Raw genomic sequence first — 23391 nt, 5'->3', positions numbered from 1 at the left:
GGCGGCGATTGGCGAAGATGGCGACCCATAATTACCGGGGAACCGCATGGATAGCATCAACAACAACACAGCGGCCGATCCGACGCCTCCTTCGCCGCCGCTGATCCCGACCCAAAGCGGCACCTTGGAGCTGCATGACATCACCATCGTCGACAAGGTCAAGCTCAGAAAGGCGATTTCTGCCGCTGCGCTGGGCAATGCCATGGAGTGGTTTGACTTTGGCGTCTATGGCTTTGTCGCCTTTGCGCTGGGCAAGGTGTTCTTCCCCGATGCATCGCCCAGTGTGCAGATGATTGCCGCGCTGGGCACTTTCTCGATTCCCTTTCTCATTCGGCCGCTGGGTGGCCTGTTCTTTGGCGTGATGGGTGACAAGTTCGGGCGCCAGAAGGTGCTGTCGATCACCATCATCATCATGGCGGCCAGCACCTTCTGTATTGGCCTGATACCGTCCTACGCGAGCATCGGCATCTGGGCGCCGATCCTTCTGCTGCTGTGCAAGCTGGCGCAGGGCTTCTCGGTCGGCGGTGAATACACCGGCGCCGCCATCTTTGTCGCCGAGTTTGCGCCCGACCGCAAGCGTGGCTTTCTGGGCAGTTTTCTGGACTTTGGCTCCATCGTCGGTTTTGTCACGGGCGCGGGTGTCGTCGTCTTGCTGCAAAGCCTGCTGAGCGAGGCGCGCTTTCTCGACTGGGGCTGGCGCGTGCCCTTCTTCCTGGCAGCGCCCCTGGGCCTGGTAGGCCTGTACCTGCGCCATGCGGCGGAAGAAACGCCTGCCTTCCAGCAGCAGCTCGACCAGATGGAAAAGGACGACCAGGAGGATGTGGAGAACCGCCCGCGCATCTCCTTCAAGGAAATCGCGACGCGCTACTGGCGCCCCTTGCTGGTGTCGGTGGGCCTGGTGCTGACCACCAATATCACCTACTACATGCTGCTGACCTACATGCCCAGCTACCTGTCGCACAACCTGCACTACTCCGAAGACCATGGCGTGCTGATCATCATCGCGGTGATGATCGGCATGCTCTTTGTGCAGCCGGTGATTGGCCTGGCCAGTGACCGCTTTGGCCGCAAACCCTTTGTGATCGTTGGCTCGATCGGCCTCTTGGTGCTGGCGATTCCCGCATTCCGGCTGATCATCAACGGCCAGATCGCGCTGATCTTTGTCGGCCTGTTCATGCTGGCCATTGTGCTGAACTGCTTTACCGGCGTGATGGCCTCCACCTTGCCTGCGATGTTCCCGACCCGCATCCGCTACAGCGCGCTGGCCGCCTCGTTCAACATCGCCATCATCGTCGCCGGCCTCACGCCCACCATCACCGCTGCGCTGGTCGACTCCACCGGCAGCCTCTACCTGCCTGCCTACTACCTGATGTTTGTCGCAGTCGTCGGCATCATCACCGGCATCTTCATGAAGGAAACCGCCAACCGCCCCTTGCGCGGCGCCACGCCAGCGGCATCCAGCAGGCAAGAGGCCAAGGAGCTGCTGATCCAGACACTGGACCATATCGAGCAAAGCGTGGACGACATCGACGCCGAGATCGCCAAGCTGCAAGAGCAGATCGCGGCGCTGGAGCTGCGCAAGCAGAAGTATGTTGATTTGCATCCTCGGCTGGATTGAGGAGCGTACCGCTTAGGCACTACCAACATCGCACCACAAGGCCCTGCAAATTGCCTATTTGCAGGGCCTTGTTTCTTCTGAACCCGCTCACCATGCTTTCACCGCTCACCCGGGCTCCAGTGCGACACCAGAGCTGGGTACTTGCCACCCAGATCCGGCGAGCACTACCATTCGCCAAGATGACACCGCCGCCGGCGCAATACTGCTGTCACCCGTGTTGGGGGTACGGAGGGGTGGCGTCGCTAGACTGCAGTGCAAACAAGCTTTCGTGCAAGGAGACAACCATGCAACGCCGTACTTTTGCCGCTGTCGCAGTCAGCATTGCCGTTGTAGGCGCTGCGGGTTTTGCCGCGCCCGCCATGGCACAAGCTGACTACCCTAACCGGCCTATTGTGCTGATCGTGCCCTATGGGGCGGGTGGTGTGAGCGATGTGGTGGCGCGGGCGCTGGCTCTGTCGATGGGCAAGCAGTTGGGCCAGTCCATCATCATCGAGAACAAGCCGGGTGCCGGGGCGTCGATGGGGGTGATGGATATGAAGAATGCCAAGCCCGATGGCTACCGGCTGACTTTGAGCCCGGTGGCTATCTTTCGGCAGCCCCATATCCAGAAGGTGGCCTACGATCCAATTGCCGACCTGACCTATGTGGCGGCCTATATGTCATACGACTTTCTGCTGGCCGTGGCGCAGGATTCGCCATTCAAATCGGTCAAGGACATTGTGGATCAGTCTAAGAAGCAGCCCGGCTCGGTTGACTACGGCACACCCGGCAAGTTTTCGGCCAATCACGTGCTGATGGCCTTGCTGGAGAAGAAGGCGGGTGTACAGTTCACCCACGTGCCGTACAAGGGCGATGCCGAGGCGGTGAATGCCTTAATTGCGGGCCACACCAAGACGGGGGTGTTTGGCAATACGGTGCTACCGCATATGCAGTCAGGCAAGCTGCGTGCGCTGGCCATTGCGTCAGAAACGCGCCCGCCAGCCTTTGCCAATGTGCCGACCTTCCGTGAACAGGGCTATGACGTAGTGACGCCATCGCCGTTGGGCATTGCCGGGCCCAGGGGCCTGCCGCCCGAAATCGTGCGCAAGCTCGAAGCCGCCGTGAAGTCTGCCATGGACGACCCCGCCTTTCAGCAGGCGGCGGCAAACTATGGCGTACGGCTGGAGTACCGCAATGCCCAAGATTACAGCGCCTTCGCGAAGAAGGCCTTCGCCGAAGAAGGCGCGACTGTGCAGAGCATCGGGTTGGATTAAAGCGTCGCCGGTAGATTGACAGGTGCCGGGGTGAGTGCCGGATCAGTAATCAGCTTTTTTGCAGACTGACCATGTTGGCCCCATCCCACCACACTCCAACAAGAAGCGATTCAGCGATGCGTGAAGAGCATCCCACCCAGACGAAGAAAAACCCCTGAGTGCGAACACTCAGGGGTTTGATTCTTGGCGGAAACGGAGGGATTCGAACCCTCGATGAGGCTCTACACCCCATACTCCCTTAGCAGGGGAGCACCTTCGGCCACTCGGTCACGTTTCCAATACAGCTATTCTAACCTGAAAATTTAGGCCGATTTGGAAACTTCTTCAGAATCCAGACCAAAAGCAGTGTGCAGGGCGCGAACGGCCAGTTCCAGGTACTTCTCATCGATCACGACCGAGGTCTTGATTTCGGAGGTGGAGATCATCTGGATGTTGATGCCCTCTTCAGCCAGCGCGCGGAACATGGTCGATGCCACGCCCACGTGGCTGCGCATGCCGATACCGACGATGCTCACCTTGCAGATGTTGGGGTTGCCGATGACTTCGTCAGCGCCGAGCTTGGGCACCACTTCTTCGCGCAACAACTCGACCGTGCGGTTGAAGTCGCCTTGGTTGACGGTGAAGCTGAAGTCAGTCTTGCCGTCCTTGCCGATGTTTTGCAGGATCACGTCCACATCGATGTTGGCGTCGGCCACCGGGCCCAGGATCTGGTAGGCAATGCCGGGGGTGTCAGGCACGCCACGGACAGAGATTTTGGCTTCGCTGCGGTTGAAAGCGATGCCCGATACGAGGGCCTTTTCCATCTTTTCGTCTTCCTCAAATGTGATCAGAGTGCCCGATTTGGCCTCTTCATCCAATGCAATATCCCAGGGCGTGAAGCTCGACAGCACACGCATTGGCACTTTGTACTTGCCGGCAAATTCCACCGAGCGGATCTGCAGCACCTTGGAGCCCAGGCTCGCCATCTCCAGCATTTCCTCAAAGCTCACGGTCTTGAGGCGCTGTGCGGCCGAGACCACGCGCGGGTCCGTGGTGTAGACACCGTCGACGTCGGTATAGATCAGGCACTCGGCGGCCTTCATGGCGGCTGCCACGGCCACGGCCGAGGTGTCCGAGCCGCCACGGCCCAAGGTGGTGATGTTGCCGTTCGGGTCAATGCCCTGGAAACCGGTCACGATCACCACGCGGCCCGCGTCCAGATCGGCCCGCACGCGCTGGTCGTCGATCGATTCAATGCGCGCCTTGGTGTAGCTGTCGTCGGTGCGCACCGGCACCTGCCAGCCGGTGTAGCTCACCGAGGGCACGCCTTCGGCCTGCAGCGCAATGGCCAGCAAGGCCGACGAGGCCTGCTCGCCGGTGGCGGCCAGCATGTCCAGCTCACGGTAATAGGACTTGTCTGCGCGGCTGGGTGCCAGCTCGCTGGCCAGGCCCAACAGACGGTTGGTTTCGCCACTCATGGCGCTGGGCACCACCACCATCTGGTGGCCAGCCCTTGCCCACTTGGCGACGCGTTTGGCGACATTGCGGATGCGCTCGGAAGAGCCCATCGACGTGCCGCCGTACTTATGAACGATCAGTGCCATTGAATATCACGATGACGAAACACGAAGCTCGGCGTTGATGCAAAGTGTTTTGGCACGCCGTCGGAATCGTACATTAGTCAGACCAAAACTGGCGGATTGTACCAATCGATGACATCTCTGTGGCGCTGTATATACCCACGGCCCACTTTTATATGGATTTGGTGGCCCCGCGTGGTGCAGCGCTGCAGCTGCTGCTGCAGTTGCGCCAGCTGTGCAGCGCTCGGCGTCTGGCCATGGGCCGTGCGCAGCCAGTAGCGCAGCACATTGGCCATGCGCGCCTCGCTCAGCGCCTGCAGCGCGCCGATGCGCGGCGGCGCGCCGGTGGCCTGCAGGTCGATCTGCGCCAGGTCATCGAGCAGCTCGGCCGCCTGCGCCGCGTTTGCGCTGCTGCGCGCCACCGTATGCGCGATCTGCGGAAAGGCCTGCGCCAGGCCGGGCATCACCTGCTGGCGGATGCGGTTGCGTGTGTAGCGGGTGTCGGTATTGCTCGGGTCTTCCACCCAGGCGATGCCCAGCGCAGCCAGGTCAGCGCGGATCTGCGCACTGCCCAGGCCCAGATAAGGCCGCGCCCACTGAAGACCGGCGCGCTGCCACTGCGGGCGCATGCCCGCCAGGCCGGCCACCCCAGCGCCGCGCGACAGCGCCAGCACCACGGTTTCGACCTGGTCATCGGCATGCTGGGCCAGTGCGATGGTCTGGATACGGCCCTGCCCTGCATCGGCGCAAGCCAGCACGGCCTGGGTCAGCGCCTGGTAGCGCGCAATGCGGGCCGCGTCCTCCGGGCTTTGGCCGGGCTGCGCATGGGCATTCACTGCCACCACCTGCAGCGGCACCCCCCAGGCCGCGCACTGGGCGCGGCAATGCGATTCAAACACCGCGGCTGCGGCCTGCAGCCCATGGTTGATGTGGAGGGCATACACCTGGCCGGGAAAGCGCTGCAGGCAGGCCCAGAGCAAGGCGGTGGAATCGGCTCCACCGCTGTAGGCCACAGCCAGCGGCAGTGCGGGCTGCCAGCCGTTCAGCGCAGCAACAATAGCGGGCTCAGCCATGGCCCGCGCCCCACAGCAAAAAGCCTCCGCTAAGGGAGGCTTGGCAGCAACGGCGCAGCATCAGCGGCGGCCGGCAGCGCGTATCAGTGCTCAGCCTTGGTGTCCGAGAAACGGCCATAGCTTTGCAGGCGCTCGTAGCGGCGGTCCAGCAGCTCAGCGGGTTTCAAATCAGCCAGCTGGCGGAAGGCATCGCTCAGGCCGCGCTTGAGCAGCGCCGCCATTTGCTTGTGGTCACGGTGGGCGCCACCGACGGGCTCGTGGATGATCTTGTCGATCAGGCCCAGGGCCTTGAGGCGGTGGGCGGTGATACCCATGGCGTCCGCCGCTTCCTGGGCCTTGTCGCTGGTCTTCCACAGGATGGAGGCGCAGCCTTCGGGGCTGATGGTCGAGTACACCGAGTACTGCAGCATCAGCACCTGGTCGGCCACCGAGATACCCAGCGCGCCGCCCGAGCCACCTTCACCGATGATGGTGGAGATGATCGGCACTTCCAGCTGCGCCATTTCATAGATGTTGCGGCCAATGGCTTCGGACTGGCCGCGCTCTTCGGCATCGATGCCGGGGTAGGCACCGGGTGTGTCGACAAAGGTGAACACCGGCAGCTTGAACTTCTCGGCGGTCTTCATCAGGCGCAGCGCCTTGCGGTAGCCCTCGGGCTTGCTCATGCCAAAGTTGCGCAAGGTGCGCTCCTTGGTGTCACGGCCCTTTTGGTGACCCACTACCATGCAGGGGTTGCCATTGAAACGTGCCAAGCCGCCCACGATGGACAGGTCGTCGGCAAAGTGGCGGTCGCCATGCATTTCGACGAAATCGGTGAAGATCTCGTTCACATAGTCCAGGGTGTAGGGACGCTCGGGGTGGCGTGCGATCTTGGTGATCTGCCAGGGGGAAAGCTCGCTGTAGATGTCCTTGGTCAGCTGCTGGCTTTTCTTGCTGAGCTGATCAATCTCTTCAGAGATATCCACTGCGCTTTCGCTTTGCACATAGCGCAGTTCATCAATTTTGGTTTCCAGCTCCGCAATCGGTTGCTCGAAATCCAGGAATGTTCTTTTCGCCAAAATGATTCTCCTCGAGAAAAGCCGCAGGCAGCCTTCTCATAACGACCGACAGTGTAACCGCATGCGGCCAAACCAGATCAATCTGCATCCTGCCCCAGTGGCATGGCATTCTGGGAGCGCCAGATCAGCCAGGCCGCGACACTCGCCCAGGGTTGCCAGGCCTGCGCCACCTCGCGCGCATCGCTGCGGCTGACGGCCTCGCCCGAAAAATAATGGTCGCTGATGCCCTGCAGGAGCGCCGCATCATCAATGGCCAGCACATTGGGCCGGCCCAGATGAAACAGCAAAAACATCTCCGCACCCCAGCGCGCCAGCCCGCGCTGCGCCATCAGCTGCTCGATGACTGCGTCGTCATCGACATGCACCCAGGACAGCGCGTCCTTGGGCTCCTGCACAAACCATGCAGCCAGATCACGCAGATAGCCCAGCTTGCGCTGCGGCAGGCGGATGGCCTTGGCCGCCTCGTCCGTCAGGGCCAGCATGGCCTTGGGGCTAGCCGACCCAAGCGCCGCCACCAGCCGCTTCCACAGCTGGCGCGCCGAGTGGTCCGACAGCTGCTGCCAGACCACCGAGCGCACCAGCAGCGCAAAGCCGTCTGCTTCGCGGCGCAGCATCTCGCCGGCATACAGCGGGGTGAGCCGGCGCATCACCCGGTCCTTGCGGGCCAGGTGCTTGCAGGCCACGGCCCAATCCTCCGCTGACAGCGGCTTGTTGCTGATACCAGGCATACGGCTAGACGCTCGGCTTCAATGCCAATGCCGGGTTCACACCACCCAGAGCGCGCATCAGGCGCCCGCCTGGACTACCGTCCAGGTCGTGCCTTGCGCAGAGTCCTTGAGCTCCACCCCCTGGGCCAGCAGCTCGGCGCGGATGCGGTCCGATTCCGCATAGTTCTTGGCCGCCTTGGCAGCGGCGCGCAGCGCAATCTGCGCCTCCACATAGGCCGCATCCACGCTGGCGCCCGCTTGCAGGTAGGCGGCAGGTTCGGCCTGCAGCAGGCCCAGCGTGGCCGCCAGCGCCTTGAGCAGGCCAGCCACCGCAGGCGACTTGCTGCGGTTGACCTCGGCAGCCAGCTCAAACAGGACCGCCACCGCTTCGGGCGTGCCAAAGTCCTCGTCCATCGCCGCCTTGAAGCGCGCCGCACTCGGGTGGCTCCAGTCGATGGCCACCGGCTCGGCGGCGACCAAGCTCAGCGCGGTATAGAGGCGCTTCAACGCATTGCGGGCGTCGTCCAGGTGCACATCGCTGTAGTTGAGCGGGCTGCGGTAGTGGGTGCGCACGACAAAGAAGCGGATGGTCTCGGCGTCGTAGCGCTTGAGCACATCGCGGATCGTGAAGAAATTGCCCAGCGACTTGGACATCTTCTCGTTGTCCACATTGATGAAGCCGTTGTGCATCCACATCTTGGCCAGCGGCTGGCCGTGCGCGCCCTCACTCTGGGCAATCTCGTTTTCGTGGTGGGGGAACTGCAGGTCAGCGCCGCCGCCATGGATGTCGAAGGTCTCGCCCAGCAGCGCGCAGCTCATCGCCGAGCACTCGATGTGCCAGCCCGGCCGGCCCGTGCCATAGCTGCTTTGCCACTTGGCCTCGTCGGGCTCAGTCGGCTTGGCGCTCTTCCACAGCACAAAATCCAGCGGGTCGTCCTTGCCGTCCTGCACGGCCACGCGCTCACCGGCATTGAGCTCGTCGAGCGACTTGCCCGACAGCTTGCCGTAACCGGGGAACTTGCGCACGGCATAGTTCACATCGCCGCCTTCGGTGCGGTAGGCCAGGCCTTTTTCTTCCAGCTGCGAGATGATGGACAGCATCTGCGGCACGTATTCGGTGGCACGGGGCTCATGCGTGGGCCGCTCGATGCCCAGCGCATCGGCATCCTGGTGCAGGGCCTCGATCATGCGGTCGGTCAGGCTGCGGATGGTCTCGCCGTTTTCCACGGCGCGGCGGATGATCTTGTCCTCAATGTCGGTGACATTGCGCACATAGGTCACCTTCAGGCCGCTGACGCGCAACCAGCGCTGCACCACATCAAACGCCAGCATCGAGCGCGCATGTCCCAGGTGACAGAGGTCATAGACCGTCATGCCGCATACATACATGCGGACATGGCCCTGCTCAATCGGAACAAATGACTCCAGCGCACGCGAAAGCGTGTTGTAGATGCGCAAACTCATGAAAAATTAGCGTGGTTGTGGTTGAGAGAGGGAAAGGCGCCTGGCGCCCTACCCCGGTCCGCCCCCGTCCCCCTGGGAGATGCTTGGGCGCAGGTTGTGCAGCGCCTGCCTGGGCACCGCCGCCCGGCAGGAACCGCCGAACCGTGTATGGTAGCTGATGCCCGAGACCATGCCCTGCAAACCATGGCCGCCCGTCGTTCCGGGGCGCCAGCCCCCTCAGCTACAATGCGCTGCAGTATAAGCCTGCAGGCCACTTGCACGCGCCCAGCGCGCCCGAACCCTATGAAGTTAGTCAGTTGCCTTTTCTCCCCCCTGATGCCCCGTGCCGCCTTGCTGGCGCTTGCGCTGAGCTGCGGCGCCGCCTATGCGGACGATTACTCGGCCGTGGAAAAGCTGATCCAGTCGGGCCAAAATGCCCTGGCACTGGAGCAGTTGGAGCCCAAGATCCAGCAAGCCCCGCGTGACCCGCAATGGCGCTTTTTGCAGGGTGTGGCCCAGATGAATGCAGGCCAGCGTGACGAGGCCACGGCAACGTTCGAGAAGCTGGTGCAGGAATACCCCGAACTGCCCGAGCCCTACAACAACTTGGCCGTGCTCTACGCCCAGAACAACCAGCTGGAAAAAGCCAGCCGCGCGCTGCAAGATGCGGTGCGGGCCAACCCCGGCTATGCCACCGCCTATGAAAACCTGGGCGATATCTATATTCGCCTGGCCGAGCAGTCGCTGAGCAAGGCCAGCACGCTGGCGCCGGCCCAGCAAGCCAGGCTGCAGCCCAAGATCAGCAGCCTGCGCCTCTTGGTAACCCGGGCCCAGCCTGCCGCTGCTGCAGCACCCGCTGCCGCCGCACCGGCTGCCCCGGCAGCGGCGCCCGACGCAAAATAGTAAGGGCCTTGCCTTGAATCTTGCACCGTTGGCCCTCAACTCGGTGCAAACGCACACCGTGCAACGCACACGATGCAACGCACACCGTGCACCGCCCAAGATTTGCGCGCAGCGCAGGATGCCTTGCGGACCCCGCAGCGCCCTGCACTGGACATCTACCGTATACAACGACAGAGGAAACCGATGCCTTCCAAACGACACACTCTTTCCATTCTGGGCGGCCTGGCACTGGCCGGCGGCATGTTGCTGACCAGCGCCGCACAAGCAGCGGACCAGCCCCGCGTGAAGCTGGCGACCTCGATGGGCGACATCGTGGTCGAGCTCAATCCAGAAAAAGCGCCCAAGACGGTGGCCAACTTCCTGCAGTACGTGAACGACAAGTTCTATGACGGCACGATCTTCCACCGCGTGATCGGCAACTTCATGATCCAGGGCGGCGGCTTCACCCCCGATATGCAGCAAAAGCCTGCACGCTCGCCGATCCCGCTGGAGGCCAACAATGGCCTCAAGAACAACACCTATACCATCGCGATGGCCCGCACGGCGGTTCCCGACTCGGCCACCGCGCAGTTCTTCATCAATGTGCAGAACAACGATTCGCTGAACGCCCCCAACCCCGATGGCCACGGCTATGCGGTGTTTGGCAAGGTCGTCAGCGGCAATGATGTGGTCGACAAGATCAAGGCCGTGCAAACCGGCAATGCCGGCCCGCACCAGAACGTGCCCAAGACCCCTGTCATCATCAAGTCGGCTACCGTCGTCAAGTAAATGGCCCTGCCGCTGGCCCCCAACCGGGCTGCGGCGCCCTTCCCACCTTTCTCAACAGGAAACACACCATGAGCAATCCACAAGTTGAACTGCATATCAAAGACTACGGCGTCATCACGCTGGAACTCGACGCAGACAAAGCCCCCAAGTCCACCGAGAACTTCCTGAGCTACGTCAAGAGCGGCCACTATGACGGCACGATCTTCCACCGCGTGATCAACAGCTTCATGATCCAGGGCGGCGGCTTTGCATCGGGCATGGACCAGAAGTCCACCCAGGCGCCGATCCAGAACGAAGCGCAAAACGGTCTGAAGAACGACCAGTACACCGTGGCCATGGCCCGCACCAGCGATCCCCATTCGGCCACCGCCCAGTTCTTCATCAACGTCGCCAAGAACGACTTCCTCAACCACACCTCGCCCACCCCTAGCGGCTGGGGCTATGCCGTGTTCGGCAAGGTGGTCAAGGGCAACGACGTGATCGACAAGATCAAGGCTGTGAAGACCGGCTCCAAGGGCATGCACCAAGACGTGCCCAAGGAAGAAGTGCTGATCGAAAAGGCTGTGGCCCTGTAATAGGCGCCTCCATTGGCATGGACAGCCCGACCGACACCCGCGCCGCAGACCCCCATGAGGCGCTGCGCGCCCAGTTGGCCACCACGGCAGTCCATGCCTTCGCTGCGCCCCCCGCCTGGCGCAGCATCGAATTCATCTCCGATCTGCATCTGCAACCCCAGCTACCACAGACCTGGCACAGCTGGCAGCAGTACCTGCAAGCCAGTACGGCAGATGCGATCTTCATGCTGGGCGATTTGTTTGAAGCCTGGGTCGGCGACGATGCGCTTGACGAGGCCGGCAGCTTTGAAGCGGCCTGCGCCCGGAGCCTGCGCGAGGCCAGTGGCCAGCGCGCCCTCTTCTTCATGCACGGCAACCGCGACTTTCTCATCGGCGCGCAGTTTGCCGAGCGCAGCGGCATGCAATCGCTGCCCGATCCCAGTTGCCTCACTTTTCTCGGCCAGCGCTGGCTGCTCAGCCATGGCGATGCGCTGTGCGTGGAAGATACCGAATACCAGCGTTTTCGTGCGGTGGCACGCAGCCCCGCCTGGCAGCAGCAGATTCTGGCCCAGCCGCTGGCCCAGCGCCGCCAGCTCGCTGGCGCCATGCGCAGCCAGAGCGAGGCGCGCCGCATGCGCGAAGTGATCACCGCCGATGTGGATACCCAGGCCGCCCTCGCCTGGTTGCAACAGGCCCAGGCGCCTACGCTGATCCACGGCCACACCCACCGCCCTGCCCGCCACGCGCTGGATGCGGGCCACGAGCGCCTGGTGCTGAGCGACTGGGACACCGACCTGGAACCCGCCCGCGCCGAAGTGCTGCGCATCAACGCCACCGGCCAGCAGCGCATCGCGCTGGCCGATTACCTGGCCCGGCCTCCACAGCCCGGCGCGCACTGATCCCATGGCTTGGCTGCACCGCACCTGGTCACGCCTGCGCGCGCTGGCGCGCCCCGTGCCCGAAATCCCTGCCGCCCTGTGGTTGCAGGTGCTGCAAAAATACCCGTTCCTCGAGGCGCTGTCGCTGGAAGAAAAAGCCAAGCTGCGCGCCTTGAGCGCACTGTTTCTGCGCCAAAAGCAGTTCTCCGGCGCCCATGGCCTGGTGGTGAGCGATGCGATGGCGCTGACCATTGCGGCACAGGCCTGCGTGCCGCTGCTGCACCGAGGCGATGCAGAACAGGCCATCGCCCTCTATGATGATTTTGTCGGCATTGTCGTGCACCCGGGCACGATGGTGGCTGCGCGCGACATGCATGACGAGGCGGGCCTGGTATCGCACCGGCGCATGATGCTCGAAGGCGAAGCGATGCAGCATGGCCCCGTCACGCTCAGTTGGGCAGCCATTGCGCAAGATCCGCTGCAGCAAAACGCGCGCGGCACCAGCGTCGTCATCCACGAGTTCTGCCACAAGATCGATATGCGCAATGGCGGTGCCGATGGCTACCCCTCGCTGCCCGGCCATTTTCTGGGCCTGGCGAACGCCGCCGAAGCACGCCAGACCTGGGAGCGCACCTGGGCATCGGCCTTTGCGGCCTTTGGCCATGCGATTGCCAAATCCCAGCGCTTTGGCGAGCCCGCGCCCTGGCTGGACAGCTATGGCGCCACGGCCCCGGCCGAGTTCTTTGCGGTGGCGTGCGAGGCCTTCTTTGTCAACCGCAGCCAGTTCGCACAGGAATGGCCGCAGCTCGACCGCATGCTGGCCGGGCTGTTCCGGCCGGACGCTGGCTAAATACTGACCTTAGCCGCGCTGCGCCTGCGTCAGAGCCTGCAGCCAGGCCATGCTGTCCTGCAGCTCTTGCGGGTGCAGCTCATGGCGGCAGGGGTACTCGTGGTACGCCAAGTCAACAGGCGTAGCTTGCAGCGCCGCGCGAATCGCATGGGCCTGCGCCAGTGGAATCACATTGTCGGCGGTGCCATGGCTGATCCAGGCTTGGTGGCCAGCCAGTTGCGCGGGCGCGACCTGCTCGGCCGCAATCTCGGGCAACAGGCGGCTGTGCCACACCATGATGGCCTGCAGCAGCTGCGGCTGGGTCAATAGCGCCGAGAGCGACATGATGCCGCCCTGGCTGAAACCACCCACCACCAGCCGCTGGGCCGGTATCTGCAAGGCCTGTGCCGCCTCGGCGCAGGTCTGGGCGACGAGCGCGCGGCTGGCTTTCTCCTGCGCGGTATCGATGGTGCGGCTGCCGTCGGGGTTCACGCCAAACTGGAACCAGGCATAGCTGCTGGGCCCCAAGGTGTAGGGCGCGCGCAGGCTCAGCACATGGAAAGCCGGCGGCACCATGCCCGCCAGGCCAAACAGATCCTGCTCATTGCTGCCCACGCCATGCATCAGCACCAGCAGCCAAGGTGCTGGGGTATCCACCGCAGCGGCGCGGTACAGGTGGTGAAGGGGAAGGTTCAACATGGCAGCCCTGGTCAAAAAAAATTTGGCTGCATCGTACCGCAGCCCTGGCAACCATGGTGGCAACCACAGCAAAACGCGTTGCGGTGGGCGCCATTGCCAGCGACGGCAGCCCCCTACCCAGCGCTGATGGCTTATTTCTTCGGGTGCAGAGCCACCCAGGCCAGAAAGCGCTCCATGTAGCTGCGCAAAAACTTTTCGCTGGCCTCGGCCACCTTGCCATCGGCACTGATCAGGCCATCGGTCCAGCGGATAAAGCCCTCGGGCTGCGCCATCGCCGGCATGTCCAGAAACACCAGAATATTGCGCAAATGCTGCTGGGCCATCGAGGTGGCCGGACCACCGGTCGAGGTGCCTATGATGCCGGCGGGGATGCCGTTCCATGCGCCACTGCCATAGGGGCGGCTGGCGCCGTCCAACGCGTTTTTCAGGTAGGCCGGCACCGAGCGGTTGTGCTCGGGCGTCACAAACAGGATGCCGTTCTTGCTGCGCACCTTGTCTTTGAAAGCGGTAAATGCCGCCGGATAGGCGTCGGCATCGTCGTCGCGGTTGTAGAACGGCAGCGCGCTCAGGTCCAGGAACTCGAAGTCCGCCTGGTTCTGCACCAGGTTGACCAGGCCATGCGCCAGTTGCTTGTTGATCGAGGTCTTGCTGTTGCTGCCAACGATCACGCCGATTTGGGGTTTTGCCACAGTCATTCTCACTTTCAGGACATGCAGAGGATAGAAAAGCCTCTGGTTATACCCCTGCTTGGTGACAACCGATGTAGGCCAACGCGAACAGCGCGGCCATGGCCGCGCTGTGACTCAACGGCCCGTGCCTCGGTCGCAGGCCTGGCCCGCCTGCAATTGCCAGACCTGGGTGCTGCCCAAATGCAGGGCCGCTGCGGCAGTGGCCAGCGCCGGCATCTGGCGCTGGGCCGCCTCGGCGCTGCCAACGACCCACAGGCGCTGCTGCGGATGCGCGCAGGCATAGGCTTGCAAGCTCTGCGCATCCAGCAAGACACGGCTGCCCAGCTGCGGCGCAAACTGCGCAGCATCGCTCAGCTCCTTCTTCCAGTTGTCGGCCTGCTGGTCCTCGGTGCTCCAGTCGTCCACCACCAGCGGATCGGCCATGGCGGGCAGGTAAAAAGGCACTTCGTAGTACAGGTGCTCAAGCATCACCACGCGGTCCGCCGACTGCACCGGCAGGCTGCGCAGTGCGCGCCATTGGGCCTTGGCAGGCACAGCCACCGTGCCCAGCGCCACGGCCAGCGCCACACACAACAGCGCGGCCAACGCCGCCGTATGCCGGCCCCAGCGCTGCCAGCCAGCGGCTTGCACCAGCCGCACCACCGCATAGGCCAGCGGTGGCAGCGCAGGCAGCACATAGCCCACGATCTTGCTGTGCGGCACCGAGAAGAACAGCACAATGACGGCAAACCAGACCAGCATCAGCCGGTCCAGGCTTTGCACGAAGGCCTGCGTTGCTGGCAGTGATACCGATGCGGCACGTTGTTTGCGCCTCCAGCTGCGCCAGCCAGCAGCCAGCGCCCAGCCCGTCCAAGGCAAGGCGGCCAGTGCGATCACCGCACCATAGAACCACCAGGGCTGGGGGTTGTTGAAGCTGCTGCCGGTGTAGCGCTGAAAGTGCTGGGTGACAAAAAAGTAGTGGAAAAAGCCGCTGTGGCGCTCTTGCGCCATGAACACCCAGGGGCCGGCAATCAGCAGCACCGGCAGCCATGCCGCGGCATGCAAAGGCAGCCACCATTGGCGCCAGCGCCGGTCCCAGACCAGCCAGAGGGCCCAGACCATGCCGGGCAGCACCAGCGCAATCAGGCCCTTGGCCAAAAAGCCCAGCCCGGCCCAGGCACCGGCCGCAGCCAGCCAGCCCATCCACGCCATGCCCCGGATGCGGCCCGACGCCTGGCGCGCCTCCAGGGTCGCCATCGCAGCGCTGCAGATGCAGGCCGTCAGGCAGCCGGCCAGCAGCATGTCCATATTGGCGTACTGCGCGGCCAGGTAGGTGTAGGGCATGGTCACCAGCACCACGGCAGCAGCCACGGCTACCGACTGGCTGGCATAGCGTTTGAGCAGGGCGAACAAGGACATTGCCGCCAGCCATGCGCCCAGCAGCGACGGCAGGCGCGCCACCCATTCATGGACGCCCGCGACCTGCAAGCCCGTAGCAGCGAGCCAGTAGTACAGCGGCGGCTTGTGGAAAAACGGCAGGCCGTTGAGCGCAGGCGTCACCCAGTCGCCGCTGCGCAGCATCTGCAAGGCAGCCACAGCGTACCTGCCCTCATCCGGATCGCTGAGCGGCCGCAGCCAGGCCAGCGCCAGCAGCCACAGCGCTAGCAAGAGTGCCATGCGGACCTGGATCGACCAAGCAACGCGGGCAGGCACGGCCCGCGCAGAAGCGAGACTGTTCATGCCTTATTCCACCGATGCGGGTAGCGGCGATGGGCGTGGTGCTGCAGCGCCCTGCAGAGCTAGGTCAGCAGGATCTTGCACCACCGGCCCGGCATGCCGCCACAGCCAGCCGAACAACAGCGCGATCACCCCGCCCAGCGCAGCGCCGGCTGCAATATCGAGTGGAAAATGCACGCCGCAATACACCCGGCCCCAGCTCACCGCCAGCGCCACGGCCACGATGGCCGCGCCGCCCAGGCGCAACTGCCGCAACCACAGCAGGCAAAATCCCAGGGTAAAGAGTGCGCTGGCATGCGCGCTGGGCAGTGAGCCCCGGGCGGCATGGTCAATATAGGCGGGGCTCAGCCCCATCACAAAGGGGCGGGGATGCCCCAGCCAGACGGCGAGCCGGTGCGCCAGCAACACGGCAGCGGCGCAGCACAGCATGCTGCCCAGCAGGTACAGGCGGTCCGCCGGCCGCTTCCACCACAGCCACAGCAGCGCCGCCCCGGCCAGCGCCACGCCGTCCATGCCCAGCCAGCGGGCCAGCGCCAACACCCAGGCGGTGGGCCCAAAGCCCCCAGCCATCCATGCAAACCATTGCAGATTCAATGCATCCATCGCAAGCCCCTCGCGCAGAAGGCCGCTCTGGATGGGAGTTCACCCGGCAACAGCGCAATCTGTAGGTGGGCACTGTGGCGGGCGGAGCTTACCGATGTCTTAATGCATAAAAAATGACGATAAAGAATTTAAATGCGGCTGTCTTGCACGACGGCGCCGGCGGCGATAGTGATCACGCGCTGGCACTGGGCGGCAATGGCGCGGTCGTGCGTGACCATGATCAGGGTCGTGCCCGCCTCGCGGTTCAGGTCCATCACCAGCTGCATCACCGCTTCGCCGGTGGCAAAGTCCAGGCTGCCGGTGGGCTCGTCGGCCAGCAGCACAGCGGGCTGCACGACAAAGGCGCGGGCCAGTGCCACGCGCTGCTGCTCGCCACCCGACAGCAGCTTGGGGTAGTGGGCGAGGCGCTGGCCCAGGCCCACACGCTCAAGCATGGCAGTCGCCTGCTTGCGGGCATCGCGCTGGCCAGCCAACTCGAGGGGCAGCATCACGTTTTCCAGCGCCGTTAAATTGCCCATCAATTGAAAGTTCTGAAACACAAATCCCATCGTGCGCGCACGCAGCGCTGCCCGGTCGTCTTCGCTCAGCGCAAACAGGTCCTGGCCAGCAATCCGCACCGTGCCCACGCTGGGGGTATCGAGGCCCGCCAGGATCGACAGCAAGGTGCTTTTGCCCGAGCCCGATGCACCGACAATCGCCACGGTTTCCCCCTGCGCGATGCTAAAGTCCACATCACGCAGAATGGTCAAACTGCCGGTCGAATCCGAGACCGATTTACCCAGGCCCTGGGCCACCAACACCGCCTCAGGCGCCTGCGATTGAGAAAGCACTGCATCTGTCATGACAACCAATCTTTCCTCCAATGATCGAACACCCGTCACGCGACGCCGGTGTCTGCGCAGCATCGTAGCGTTGTCAATGATGACCTCCATCGCTATAGGTTTTACAGCACAGGCTGCTGCACCACAGGCGCCTGCCACGATTTTGGTCGTGGGCGACTCGATCAGCGCCGAATACGGCATTGCTCGCGGCACCGGCTGGGTGGCGTTGCTGCAGGACAAGCTCGAACAAAGCAAAAACGCAGGCGCCTACCAGGTGCACAACGCCAGCATCAGCGGCGACACCACCGCCGGCGGCCGGGCCCGCTTTGGCCAGCTGCTGACGCAGCACAAGCCCGGCATCGTCGTGCTGGAGCTGGGGGCCAACGATGCGCTGCGCGGCCTGCCGCTGGCCAGCACCCGGGCCAACCTGGCGGCGATGGTGGACAGCGCCCAAAAGGCTGGCGCCCAGGTGCTGCTGCTGGGCATGCAGGTGCCGCCCAACTACGGCAGCAAGTACACCACGGACTTTGCCCAGATCTTCACCAGCCTGGCGCGCGAGAAGAAAACCGCTGTCGTGCCCTTCTTGCTGCACGGCGTGGCCGATGTGCCCAACGCGGAAAAGAACTTCCAGGCCGACCGCATCCACCCACTGGCCAGCGCCCACCCGCAGCTGCTGGCCAATGTCTGGCCCGAGCTGCAAAAGCTGATGAAATAAAAATGCCGCTAGCGCGGTGCTGGCGGCATTTATGCGGCTAGCCCTACCCCTTAGAACAGGTTCTTAGCCAAAGGCTTTTTGCAGCGCTTGCGCCAGATCCTGCTGCAGGTCGTTGGCATCTTCGAGCCCGATCGAAAAGCGCACTACCGTACCCGGCTGCAGCTGGGACTCGCCCAGCGCGCGCATGCTGCTGATCTTGTAGGGCACCACCAGACTGATCGGGCCGCCCCAGCTGTAGGCCAACTTGAACAGGCGCAGGCTCTCGCAGAACAGGTCGATCTGCTGCTGGCTGTAGCGCGGATCGATCACCACGCTAAAGAGTCCTGCGGCTGCGCCCTGCTTGCCCGCCACGCTGCCCGCGCCACAGAGCTGCTGCCAATGCGCATGGCCGGGCGAGCCGGCAAAGGCTGGGTGCAGCAGCTGCACCACGGCGGGCTGCTCGGCCATGAAGGCGGCCAACTGCCGGGCTGCCGCATCTTGCGCGTGGTAGCGCAGCGCCAGGCTGGGCAGGCTGCGCAGCACGGTTTCGATATCGTTCACTCCCACGCCCAGGCCCAGGTGCATATGCGTGGCCTGCACCTTGCGGTGCACGGCTGCATCCCGCGACACGATGGAGCCCATCAGCACATCGCCGCCGCCGCTGGGGTACTTGGTGAGCGAATGCGCCGACACATCCACGCCCAGGCGGTAGCTGCCGTCGCCATCCAGGTCAAAGCAGTTGAAGGCCAGGCCCGCGCCCCAGGTGTTGTCCAGCGCCGTGGCAATGCCTTTTTCCTTGCACAGGCGCACAAGACCCAGCAAATCGGGGAATTCCATGCTGACCGAGCCGGCCGCCTCCAGCCACACCAGGCGGGTGTTGTCCTGGATCAGGCTGGCGCAATGGTCCACCCGCATCGGGTCGTAGTAGCCGATGCTGACGCCAAAGCGCTGCAGCTCGCTCTCGGCAAAGCCCTTGCTCGGGCCATAGACGTTGTCGGGCAGCAGCACATGGTCGCCGCTCTTGAGCAACGCCAGGCCAATCACCGAGATCGATGCCAGGCCGCTGGGCACCAGCACGCAGTGGCTGCCGCCTTCCAAGGTGGCAATGCGCTCTTCCAGAATGTAGGTGGTGGGCGTCCCGTGCAGGCCGTAGGTGAAGGCGCTCTTGTCCTTCCAGTCCCAGCTGCGCATTGCCGCCACGTTGGGAAAGAACACGCTCGATGCCTTGAACACGCCGGGCTGCGGCGCTGCAAAGGGCGCATCGGCGGTGTAGGGGTGGTGGATGATGCCGGTGATCGGTGCCTGGTGTTTGGGGGTGGAGCTCATAGCAAAAAAAGTCGGTCAGAAAACGGAACAGCTGCGGGCTATTGTGCAGCAGATAGGCTCAGCGCCAAGCCGCCGCCACCAAGCCCAGCGCTGCGGCCTCGGCACCCGCATCAAAGAAGCGGCTGGCCTGCAGCAGTGCCGCGCTGTTTTGCAGCGGCAGCCAGTCACCGCCTGCGCAGCGCTGCCAGGCCAGCGGCCCGGCGCCGCCTGCCGCTGTAGCGACTGCTGCCAGCCAGGCCTCCAGTCCCTGCGCAGGTGCCGGCCACCAGCGGGCTTGCTCGCCCAGGCTGACCAGCACAGGAAGCGCTGGCGCTGATGCGCTTGGCATCACAACGGGCGCATCCAGCGCCGCCAAGGCATCGCGTGCCCAGGCGCGCAGCCCTGCGCGGTAGCCCTTGTCGGGGAACTGCGCCGCCCATTGCTGGCGGTCCGCATCCATCGCAGCATCGACCGCGCTGGTGCCCAGCGCAGCGGCAATGCCCAGCGCCGGTTTGCGCGCCAATTGCTCCAGCCAGAGGCGGTAGTCGGCGCTCGGCGCTGCGGGATTCGGCGGGTTGATCAGCCATAGCCCCTGCACCGGCTTGCCCAGCGCAGCCTGCTGTGCCACCAACGCCTGGGCCAGGCGCGCGGCATCGCCATGGGCAACGACGACCAGGCCCTGTTCGCCCTCCAGATGCAACTGGTAGACAAGGTCTTGCAGCATCGCCAGTTGCTGGGCATCGCCCAGGCGATTGTCCTTTTTGGGCTTGTCGCTGCGCCCCAGGCCCAGCCAATCGGGTGCCACCACGCGGTCACCGCGCGCGGCCAGGCCAGCGGCCAGTTCGCGAAACAGCCCTTGCTGCGCCGGCAGGCCGGGCAGCAGCAGCCATTGCCGGGCAGCGGCGGCTGGCGGTGGGTTTTGGCCCGCGCTGTCTTTGGTATGCAGGCGCAGGCCGCCCAAAGCCGGCCACTCGCTGTAAAAGCAGCTGGGGCAGGCGCAGTCCAATGCGGGCGCAAACAGCGCATCGGGCGTGCGCAGTGCGTCGTCACGCAGCGGGTGGCTGGCCAGCGCCTGCTGCTTTTGCTGCACGCGGCGCTTGCCAAAAAATTCGGTGAGCAGGGCTGCAGCCTCGTGCGCCAGCACACCCGCGGTCACCGCCGTGTGGTGGTTCAGTGCAGCCTGCGCAAACAGGTCCAGCACCGATCCCCCGGCACCGGTACGCGGCTCGGCAGCGCCCCAGACCACGCGGTCCAGGCGCGCATGCAAGATGGCACCGGCGCACATCGCGCAAGGCTCCAAAGTGACATACAAGGCACAGCCATCGAGCCGGTAATTGCCCAGGCGCTTGGCCGCATCGCGCAGGGCCTCGATCTCGGCATGGGCGCTGGGGTCATGCACGCCAATCGGGTGGTTAAAACCCCGGCCGACGATCTGGCCGTCACGCACCACCACGGCACCCACGGGCACTTCGCCTGCCTCGGCGGCGGCACGTGCCTGCTCCAGCGCAGCGCGCATCCAGTGCGCGTCAACAGGCTGGGGGGGCAACTGGCCGCCGGTGCTGGCAGGGACGAGGCTGTCGGCCATCGCCGTCACTCTTCGGCTTGTTTCAGGCGCTGCGCATCCTGCTGCACCGCCTGGTTCAGCTGGTCCTGCACCTGCTGCTGGATCTGCCGGCTTTGTGCATTCACATCTTTGCTGGTGTCAATCTGCGGCACGCGCACGCCTTCGACGGCGGCGGGCGCGGGCGCCTTCGTCACGCCCATGTTCTGCTTCATCAGCAGCGCCACAATCGCCATCACCACCAGTAAGCCTGCCAAACCCAATACCGCACGCATAGCATCCTCCCTCCATACCGTATGCGGTCTGATTATCGCGCGGCATCGCAGCCAGTGGCAGGCAAGCCCTGGTTGGCCTGCCACAGCTGCACAGCCAGCGCCCGGATCTCATCGGCCAGGTGCAGGCGCTGCAGCCAGTGGCGCGGTATGCCCTGCTCGCCCCAAAAAGCGCCCGCGATCTGGCCGGTGATGGCCGCCGTGGTGTCGGCATCGTCGCCCAGATTCGCGGCCTCCAGCACCGCGTCCTCCAAGCAGTCATGCCTGGCAAAGCACCACAGCGCCGCTTCGAGGCTACGCACCACATAGCCCGAACCGTGGATGTCGTCCCGGCTTTTGGCCAGGTAATGGCCCTGTGCAATCTGCTGCAGCTGGGGGCTGGCCAGCGGCAGATCCGACAATGCCAGCACCTCGTGTTTGGGCCGCCCCTGCAACGCGCGGGCGATGGCGACCGCCAGCAGGCTGCAGGCATCCAGGCACTCGGCCGCGCCATGCGTGGTTTGCGAGCTGAGCGCTGCCTTGACTTGCAGATGCTGCGCATCACCGCTAAAGCGCAGCGCCACAGGTGCTAGCCGCATGATCGAGCCATTGCCAGCGCTGTGCGGGTCGGTGCTGCCAGCCAGGGGCTCGCCAGTCAACAAAAACCGCTGCACCGCTTCTCGCGTGGTCATGCCAATGTCAAAGCAATGGCCGGTGGAACTCCAGTAGCCCCACTGGTACCAGTTGGCATAGCGCGCCATCTGGTCGGCCGGGTCGCAATCACCTTTGGTGACCAGGCTCTCGGCCAGGCACAGCGCCATCGAGGTGTCATCGGTCCACTGGCCCGCGCGCAGCGAGAACGGGCCCCCGCCCAGCATGTCCGTCAGCGGCACAAAGCTACCGCGCGGCTGAAACTCGACCGTGGTGCCCACCGCGTCACCGCAGGCCAGCCCCAGCAGTGCGCCTTGAAAACGGTCCTGAGTTGGCGTCATCACTGGCCTCCGTTGGGCAGCTGCGCGCGCGCCAACATGACGAACGCATCTACGCTATCTGCGCGCCGCGCCAACGCAGGCAGTTGGACGTGGTTGGTGTGTTTCATATCAGTTCTCTTGTCTCTGAGCCAGCCACGAGTGCGCAAACGCGGCCAGGCTGGCATGGGTGGAATGCAGTTGTTGCAGTGCCGGTCCGCAGTTGGGGCTGCCATCGGGTTCGCGCAGTACCAGTGCGCCATGGATGCCTTCGGGCAACCCTGCAAAGTTCGGTAGATAGTCATCCACCAAGGCCAGCGGCTTAAGCTGGGCCAGCGCTGCGGCTTTGGGGCTGCCGCCACTGGCATCGCTACCAGTCGCAATCACCCGCCCAATCGGAAAGCCGAGGGCCTGCAGGTTGCCAAGCCGTGCCTGGGCAAAATGGGGCTGCAGAGCAGTCAGGCACACCAGCTCAAAGCCGGCGGCCTCCAGTTGCTGGCATGCCGCGAGCGCACCGGGTACGGCAGGCAGGGCGGACCAGAACTGCGCATCAAAGCCTGCGCGAAACCGGTGCAGCGCCTCGCCGCTCAACCGCTCCACATCCCAGCGGTCTGCCGCCCAGTAGGCATGGGGGTTGCGCAAGTCAGGGTAGCGGCCAAAAGCACGCCGCCAGGCAGTGGCATAGGCCAGGTTGTAGTCGAGCAGCACGCCATCGGCATCCAGCGCCAATACGCGATGGCCGCTCATTCGTCCAGCCTCTGCAGGTAGGTCACGGGCACGGCGTCGGTCAACCAGACACCATTGTCCGAGCAATAGAACACATGGCCATTGGCGACCATGCCCGCCGCATCCACCCGCAGCAAGGCCAGCTTGCCGTGGCGCCGCCCAACTGCGCCAGCCGTCTCGATGCTGGCGGACAGGTGAACATGGTGGCGCTTTTGGCGTTGCAAGCCTTGCGCCAGGATCGCGTCAAGAAAACGGGTTGCCGTGCCGTGGTAGAGCGCATCCGGTGGGGTGCTGGGGACCAATTGCAGCTCGATGGTTACCGAATGCCCCTGGTTGGCACGGATGCGCTTGCCGTCCTCGCTGAAGGCAAAGCGCTGCTTGGCGCAGCTTGCCACCACTGCCTGCAATTGCACCGGGCTCATGGCTTTGCCACTGCGGGCCAGGCAGGCGAGCAGTTCGTCCGTATGCGCCCAGCCGGCCTCGTCAAGCTCAAGGCCAATGGTCTGCGGGCTGTGGCGCAGCACCAGGCTGAGCAGCTTGCTGCGGCGGGTCACGGTGGTGGACTGCTCGCCGACCGGGGTGTCTTTGGTTGGTTGTTCAAAAGTCATCATCTATCCTTTTTGTAGTTATGCATCTATTAGAGTGCAGTCGTCCCGCCTGCACCACACCTTCAGACTGTAAGTTGTATTGAGCAACTTACATGAGTTGTACAATA

The 23391-nt window shown here is 64.1% G+C and carries 24 protein-coding genes and 1 tRNA gene; 8 read left to right on the top strand and 17 right to left on the bottom strand.

Annotated features, from left to right (window positions below):
• Positions 1-46 precede the first annotated feature (46 nt).
• Both proP and N4T19_RS01185 read left to right on the top strand, forming a co-directional pair.
• A complete protein-coding gene (gene proP / locus N4T19_RS01190; protein ID WP_260719223.1) occupies positions 47-1618 on the top strand; it encodes a glycine betaine/L-proline transporter ProP in 1572 nt (523 codons plus the stop codon).
• Positions 1619-1902: 284 nt separating this feature from the next.
• The gene (locus N4T19_RS01185; protein ID WP_260719222.1) at positions 1903-2871 is read left to right on the top strand and encodes a tripartite tricarboxylate transporter substrate binding protein; all 969 of its coding nucleotides are present in this window, start codon (positions 1903-1905) and stop codon (positions 2869-2871) included.
• Positions 2872-3055: 184 nt separating this feature from the next.
• Here N4T19_RS01185 and N4T19_RS01180 read toward each other — a convergent pair.
• From N4T19_RS01180 to cysS, 6 genes are all read right to left on the bottom strand, one after another.
• Positions 3056-3148: transfer RNA gene (locus tag N4T19_RS01180), tRNA-Ser, on the bottom strand.
• Positions 3149-3173: 25 nt separating this feature from the next.
• Positions 3174-4454 (bottom strand): aspartate kinase, encoded by a 1281-nt coding sequence (locus N4T19_RS01175; protein WP_116925084.1) that lies wholly within the window; start codon positions 4452-4454, stop codon positions 3174-3176.
• A 77-nt stretch (positions 4455-4531) separates the two neighbouring features.
• The gene (gene tilS / locus N4T19_RS01170) at positions 4532-5503 is read right to left on the bottom strand and encodes a tRNA lysidine(34) synthetase TilS (protein WP_260719221.1); all 972 of its coding nucleotides are present in this window, start codon (positions 5501-5503) and stop codon (positions 4532-4534) included.
• An 83-nt stretch (positions 5504-5586) separates the two neighbouring features.
• On the bottom strand, positions 5587-6561 hold the full coding sequence (locus tag N4T19_RS01165; protein WP_116925082.1) for an acetyl-CoA carboxylase carboxyltransferase subunit alpha: 975 nt from the start codon (positions 6559-6561) through the stop codon (positions 5587-5589).
• A 77-nt stretch (positions 6562-6638) separates the two neighbouring features.
• The gene (locus N4T19_RS01160) at positions 6639-7289 is read right to left on the bottom strand and encodes a DNA-3-methyladenine glycosylase family protein (protein WP_260719220.1); all 651 of its coding nucleotides are present in this window, start codon (positions 7287-7289) and stop codon (positions 6639-6641) included.
• 57 nt (positions 7290-7346) lie between these two features.
• A complete protein-coding gene (cysS, locus tag N4T19_RS01155; protein ID WP_260719219.1) occupies positions 7347-8732 on the bottom strand; it encodes a cysteine--tRNA ligase in 1386 nt (461 codons plus the stop codon).
• Between the two features lie 315 nt (positions 8733-9047).
• Between cysS and N4T19_RS01150 the strand changes: the two genes are divergently transcribed.
• The 5 genes from N4T19_RS01150 to N4T19_RS01130 all read left to right on the top strand — a co-directional run bounded on the left by N4T19_RS01150 (position 9048) and on the right by N4T19_RS01130 (position 12664).
• Positions 9048-9614, top strand: a complete 567-nt coding sequence (locus tag N4T19_RS01150) for a tetratricopeptide repeat protein (protein WP_243419265.1) — start codon at positions 9048-9050, stop codon at positions 9612-9614.
• 183 nt (positions 9615-9797) lie between these two features.
• A complete protein-coding gene (locus N4T19_RS01145; protein ID WP_116925078.1) occupies positions 9798-10382 on the top strand; it encodes a peptidylprolyl isomerase in 585 nt (194 codons plus the stop codon).
• A gap of 68 nt (positions 10383-10450) precedes the next feature.
• On the top strand, positions 10451-10957 hold the full coding sequence (locus N4T19_RS01140) for a peptidylprolyl isomerase (protein ID WP_182345356.1): 507 nt from the start codon (positions 10451-10453) through the stop codon (positions 10955-10957).
• 17 nt (positions 10958-10974) lie between these two features.
• Positions 10975-11835, top strand: coding sequence for a UDP-2,3-diacylglucosamine diphosphatase (locus N4T19_RS01135; RefSeq protein WP_260719218.1), 861 nt, complete (start codon positions 10975-10977; stop codon positions 11833-11835).
• A gap of 4 nt (positions 11836-11839) precedes the next feature.
• Complete coding sequence (locus N4T19_RS01130; RefSeq protein ID WP_260719217.1) at positions 11840-12664, top strand: M90 family metallopeptidase; 825 nt, start codon at positions 11840-11842, stop codon at positions 12662-12664.
• Positions 12665-12673: 9 nt separating this feature from the next.
• Here N4T19_RS01130 and N4T19_RS01125 read toward each other — a convergent pair whose 3' ends face one another.
• From N4T19_RS01125 to N4T19_RS01105, 5 genes are all read right to left on the bottom strand, one after another.
• Positions 12674-13342, bottom strand: a complete 669-nt coding sequence (locus N4T19_RS01125) for an alpha/beta hydrolase (protein WP_116925074.1) — start codon at positions 13340-13342, stop codon at positions 12674-12676.
• Positions 13343-13473: 131 nt separating this feature from the next.
• Positions 13474-14031: an NADPH-dependent FMN reductase gene (locus N4T19_RS01120; protein WP_116925263.1), complete on the bottom strand. Its 558-nt coding sequence runs from the start codon at positions 14029-14031 to the stop codon at positions 13474-13476.
• Between the two features lie 114 nt (positions 14032-14145).
• Positions 14146-15750: an ArnT family glycosyltransferase gene (locus N4T19_RS01115; RefSeq protein ID WP_260719216.1), complete on the bottom strand. Its 1605-nt coding sequence runs from the start codon at positions 15748-15750 to the stop codon at positions 14146-14148.
• 3 nt (positions 15751-15753) lie between these two features.
• Positions 15754-16350, bottom strand: a complete 597-nt coding sequence (locus N4T19_RS01110; RefSeq protein ID WP_260719215.1) for a phosphatase PAP2 family protein — start codon at positions 16348-16350, stop codon at positions 15754-15756.
• Between the two features lie 128 nt (positions 16351-16478).
• The gene (locus tag N4T19_RS01105) at positions 16479-17192 is read right to left on the bottom strand and encodes an ABC transporter ATP-binding protein (RefSeq protein WP_116925071.1); all 714 of its coding nucleotides are present in this window, start codon (positions 17190-17192) and stop codon (positions 16479-16481) included.
• Positions 17193-17271: 79 nt separating this feature from the next.
• Between N4T19_RS01105 and N4T19_RS01100 the strand changes: the two genes are divergently transcribed.
• Entirely contained in the window at positions 17272-17886 is a 615-nt protein-coding gene (locus tag N4T19_RS01100) for an arylesterase (RefSeq protein WP_260719214.1), read from the top strand.
• Positions 17887-17949: 63 nt separating this feature from the next.
• Here N4T19_RS01100 and N4T19_RS01095 read toward each other — a convergent pair whose 3' ends face one another.
• From N4T19_RS01095 to N4T19_RS01070, 6 genes are all read right to left on the bottom strand, one after another.
• Complete coding sequence (locus N4T19_RS01095; protein WP_116925069.1) at positions 17950-19191, bottom strand: PLP-dependent transferase; 1242 nt, start codon at positions 19189-19191, stop codon at positions 17950-17952.
• A 58-nt stretch (positions 19192-19249) separates the two neighbouring features.
• Entirely contained in the window at positions 19250-20755 is a 1506-nt protein-coding gene (gene tadA / locus N4T19_RS01090; RefSeq protein WP_165841131.1) for a tRNA adenosine(34) deaminase TadA, read from the bottom strand.
• 5 nt (positions 20756-20760) lie between these two features.
• Positions 20761-21006 carry a hypothetical protein gene (locus tag N4T19_RS01085; protein WP_182345351.1) on the bottom strand — a complete coding sequence of 82 codons (246 nt, stop codon included), beginning with the start codon at positions 21004-21006 and terminating at the stop codon, positions 20761-20763.
• Between the two features lie 32 nt (positions 21007-21038).
• Positions 21039-21974 carry an ADP-ribosylglycohydrolase family protein gene (locus N4T19_RS01080; RefSeq protein WP_260719213.1) on the bottom strand — a complete coding sequence of 312 codons (936 nt, stop codon included), beginning with the start codon at positions 21972-21974 and terminating at the stop codon, positions 21039-21041.
• A 108-nt stretch (positions 21975-22082) separates the two neighbouring features.
• Complete coding sequence (locus tag N4T19_RS01075) at positions 22083-22697, bottom strand: HAD family hydrolase (protein ID WP_116925066.1); 615 nt, start codon at positions 22695-22697, stop codon at positions 22083-22085.
• Positions 22694-23284: an RNA 2'-phosphotransferase gene (locus tag N4T19_RS01070; protein WP_260719212.1), complete on the bottom strand. Its 591-nt coding sequence runs from the start codon at positions 23282-23284 to the stop codon at positions 22694-22696. Before N4T19_RS01070 ends, N4T19_RS01075 begins: the two co-directional genes overlap by 4 nt.
• Between the last annotated feature and the right edge of the window lie 107 nt (positions 23285-23391).

Source organism: Comamonas squillarum (assembly GCF_025309455.1).
Classification (GTDB): Bacteria; Pseudomonadota; Gammaproteobacteria; order Burkholderiales; family Burkholderiaceae_C; genus Comamonas; species Comamonas squillarum.
This window is presented reverse-complemented; position numbering and strand designations above follow the sequence as displayed.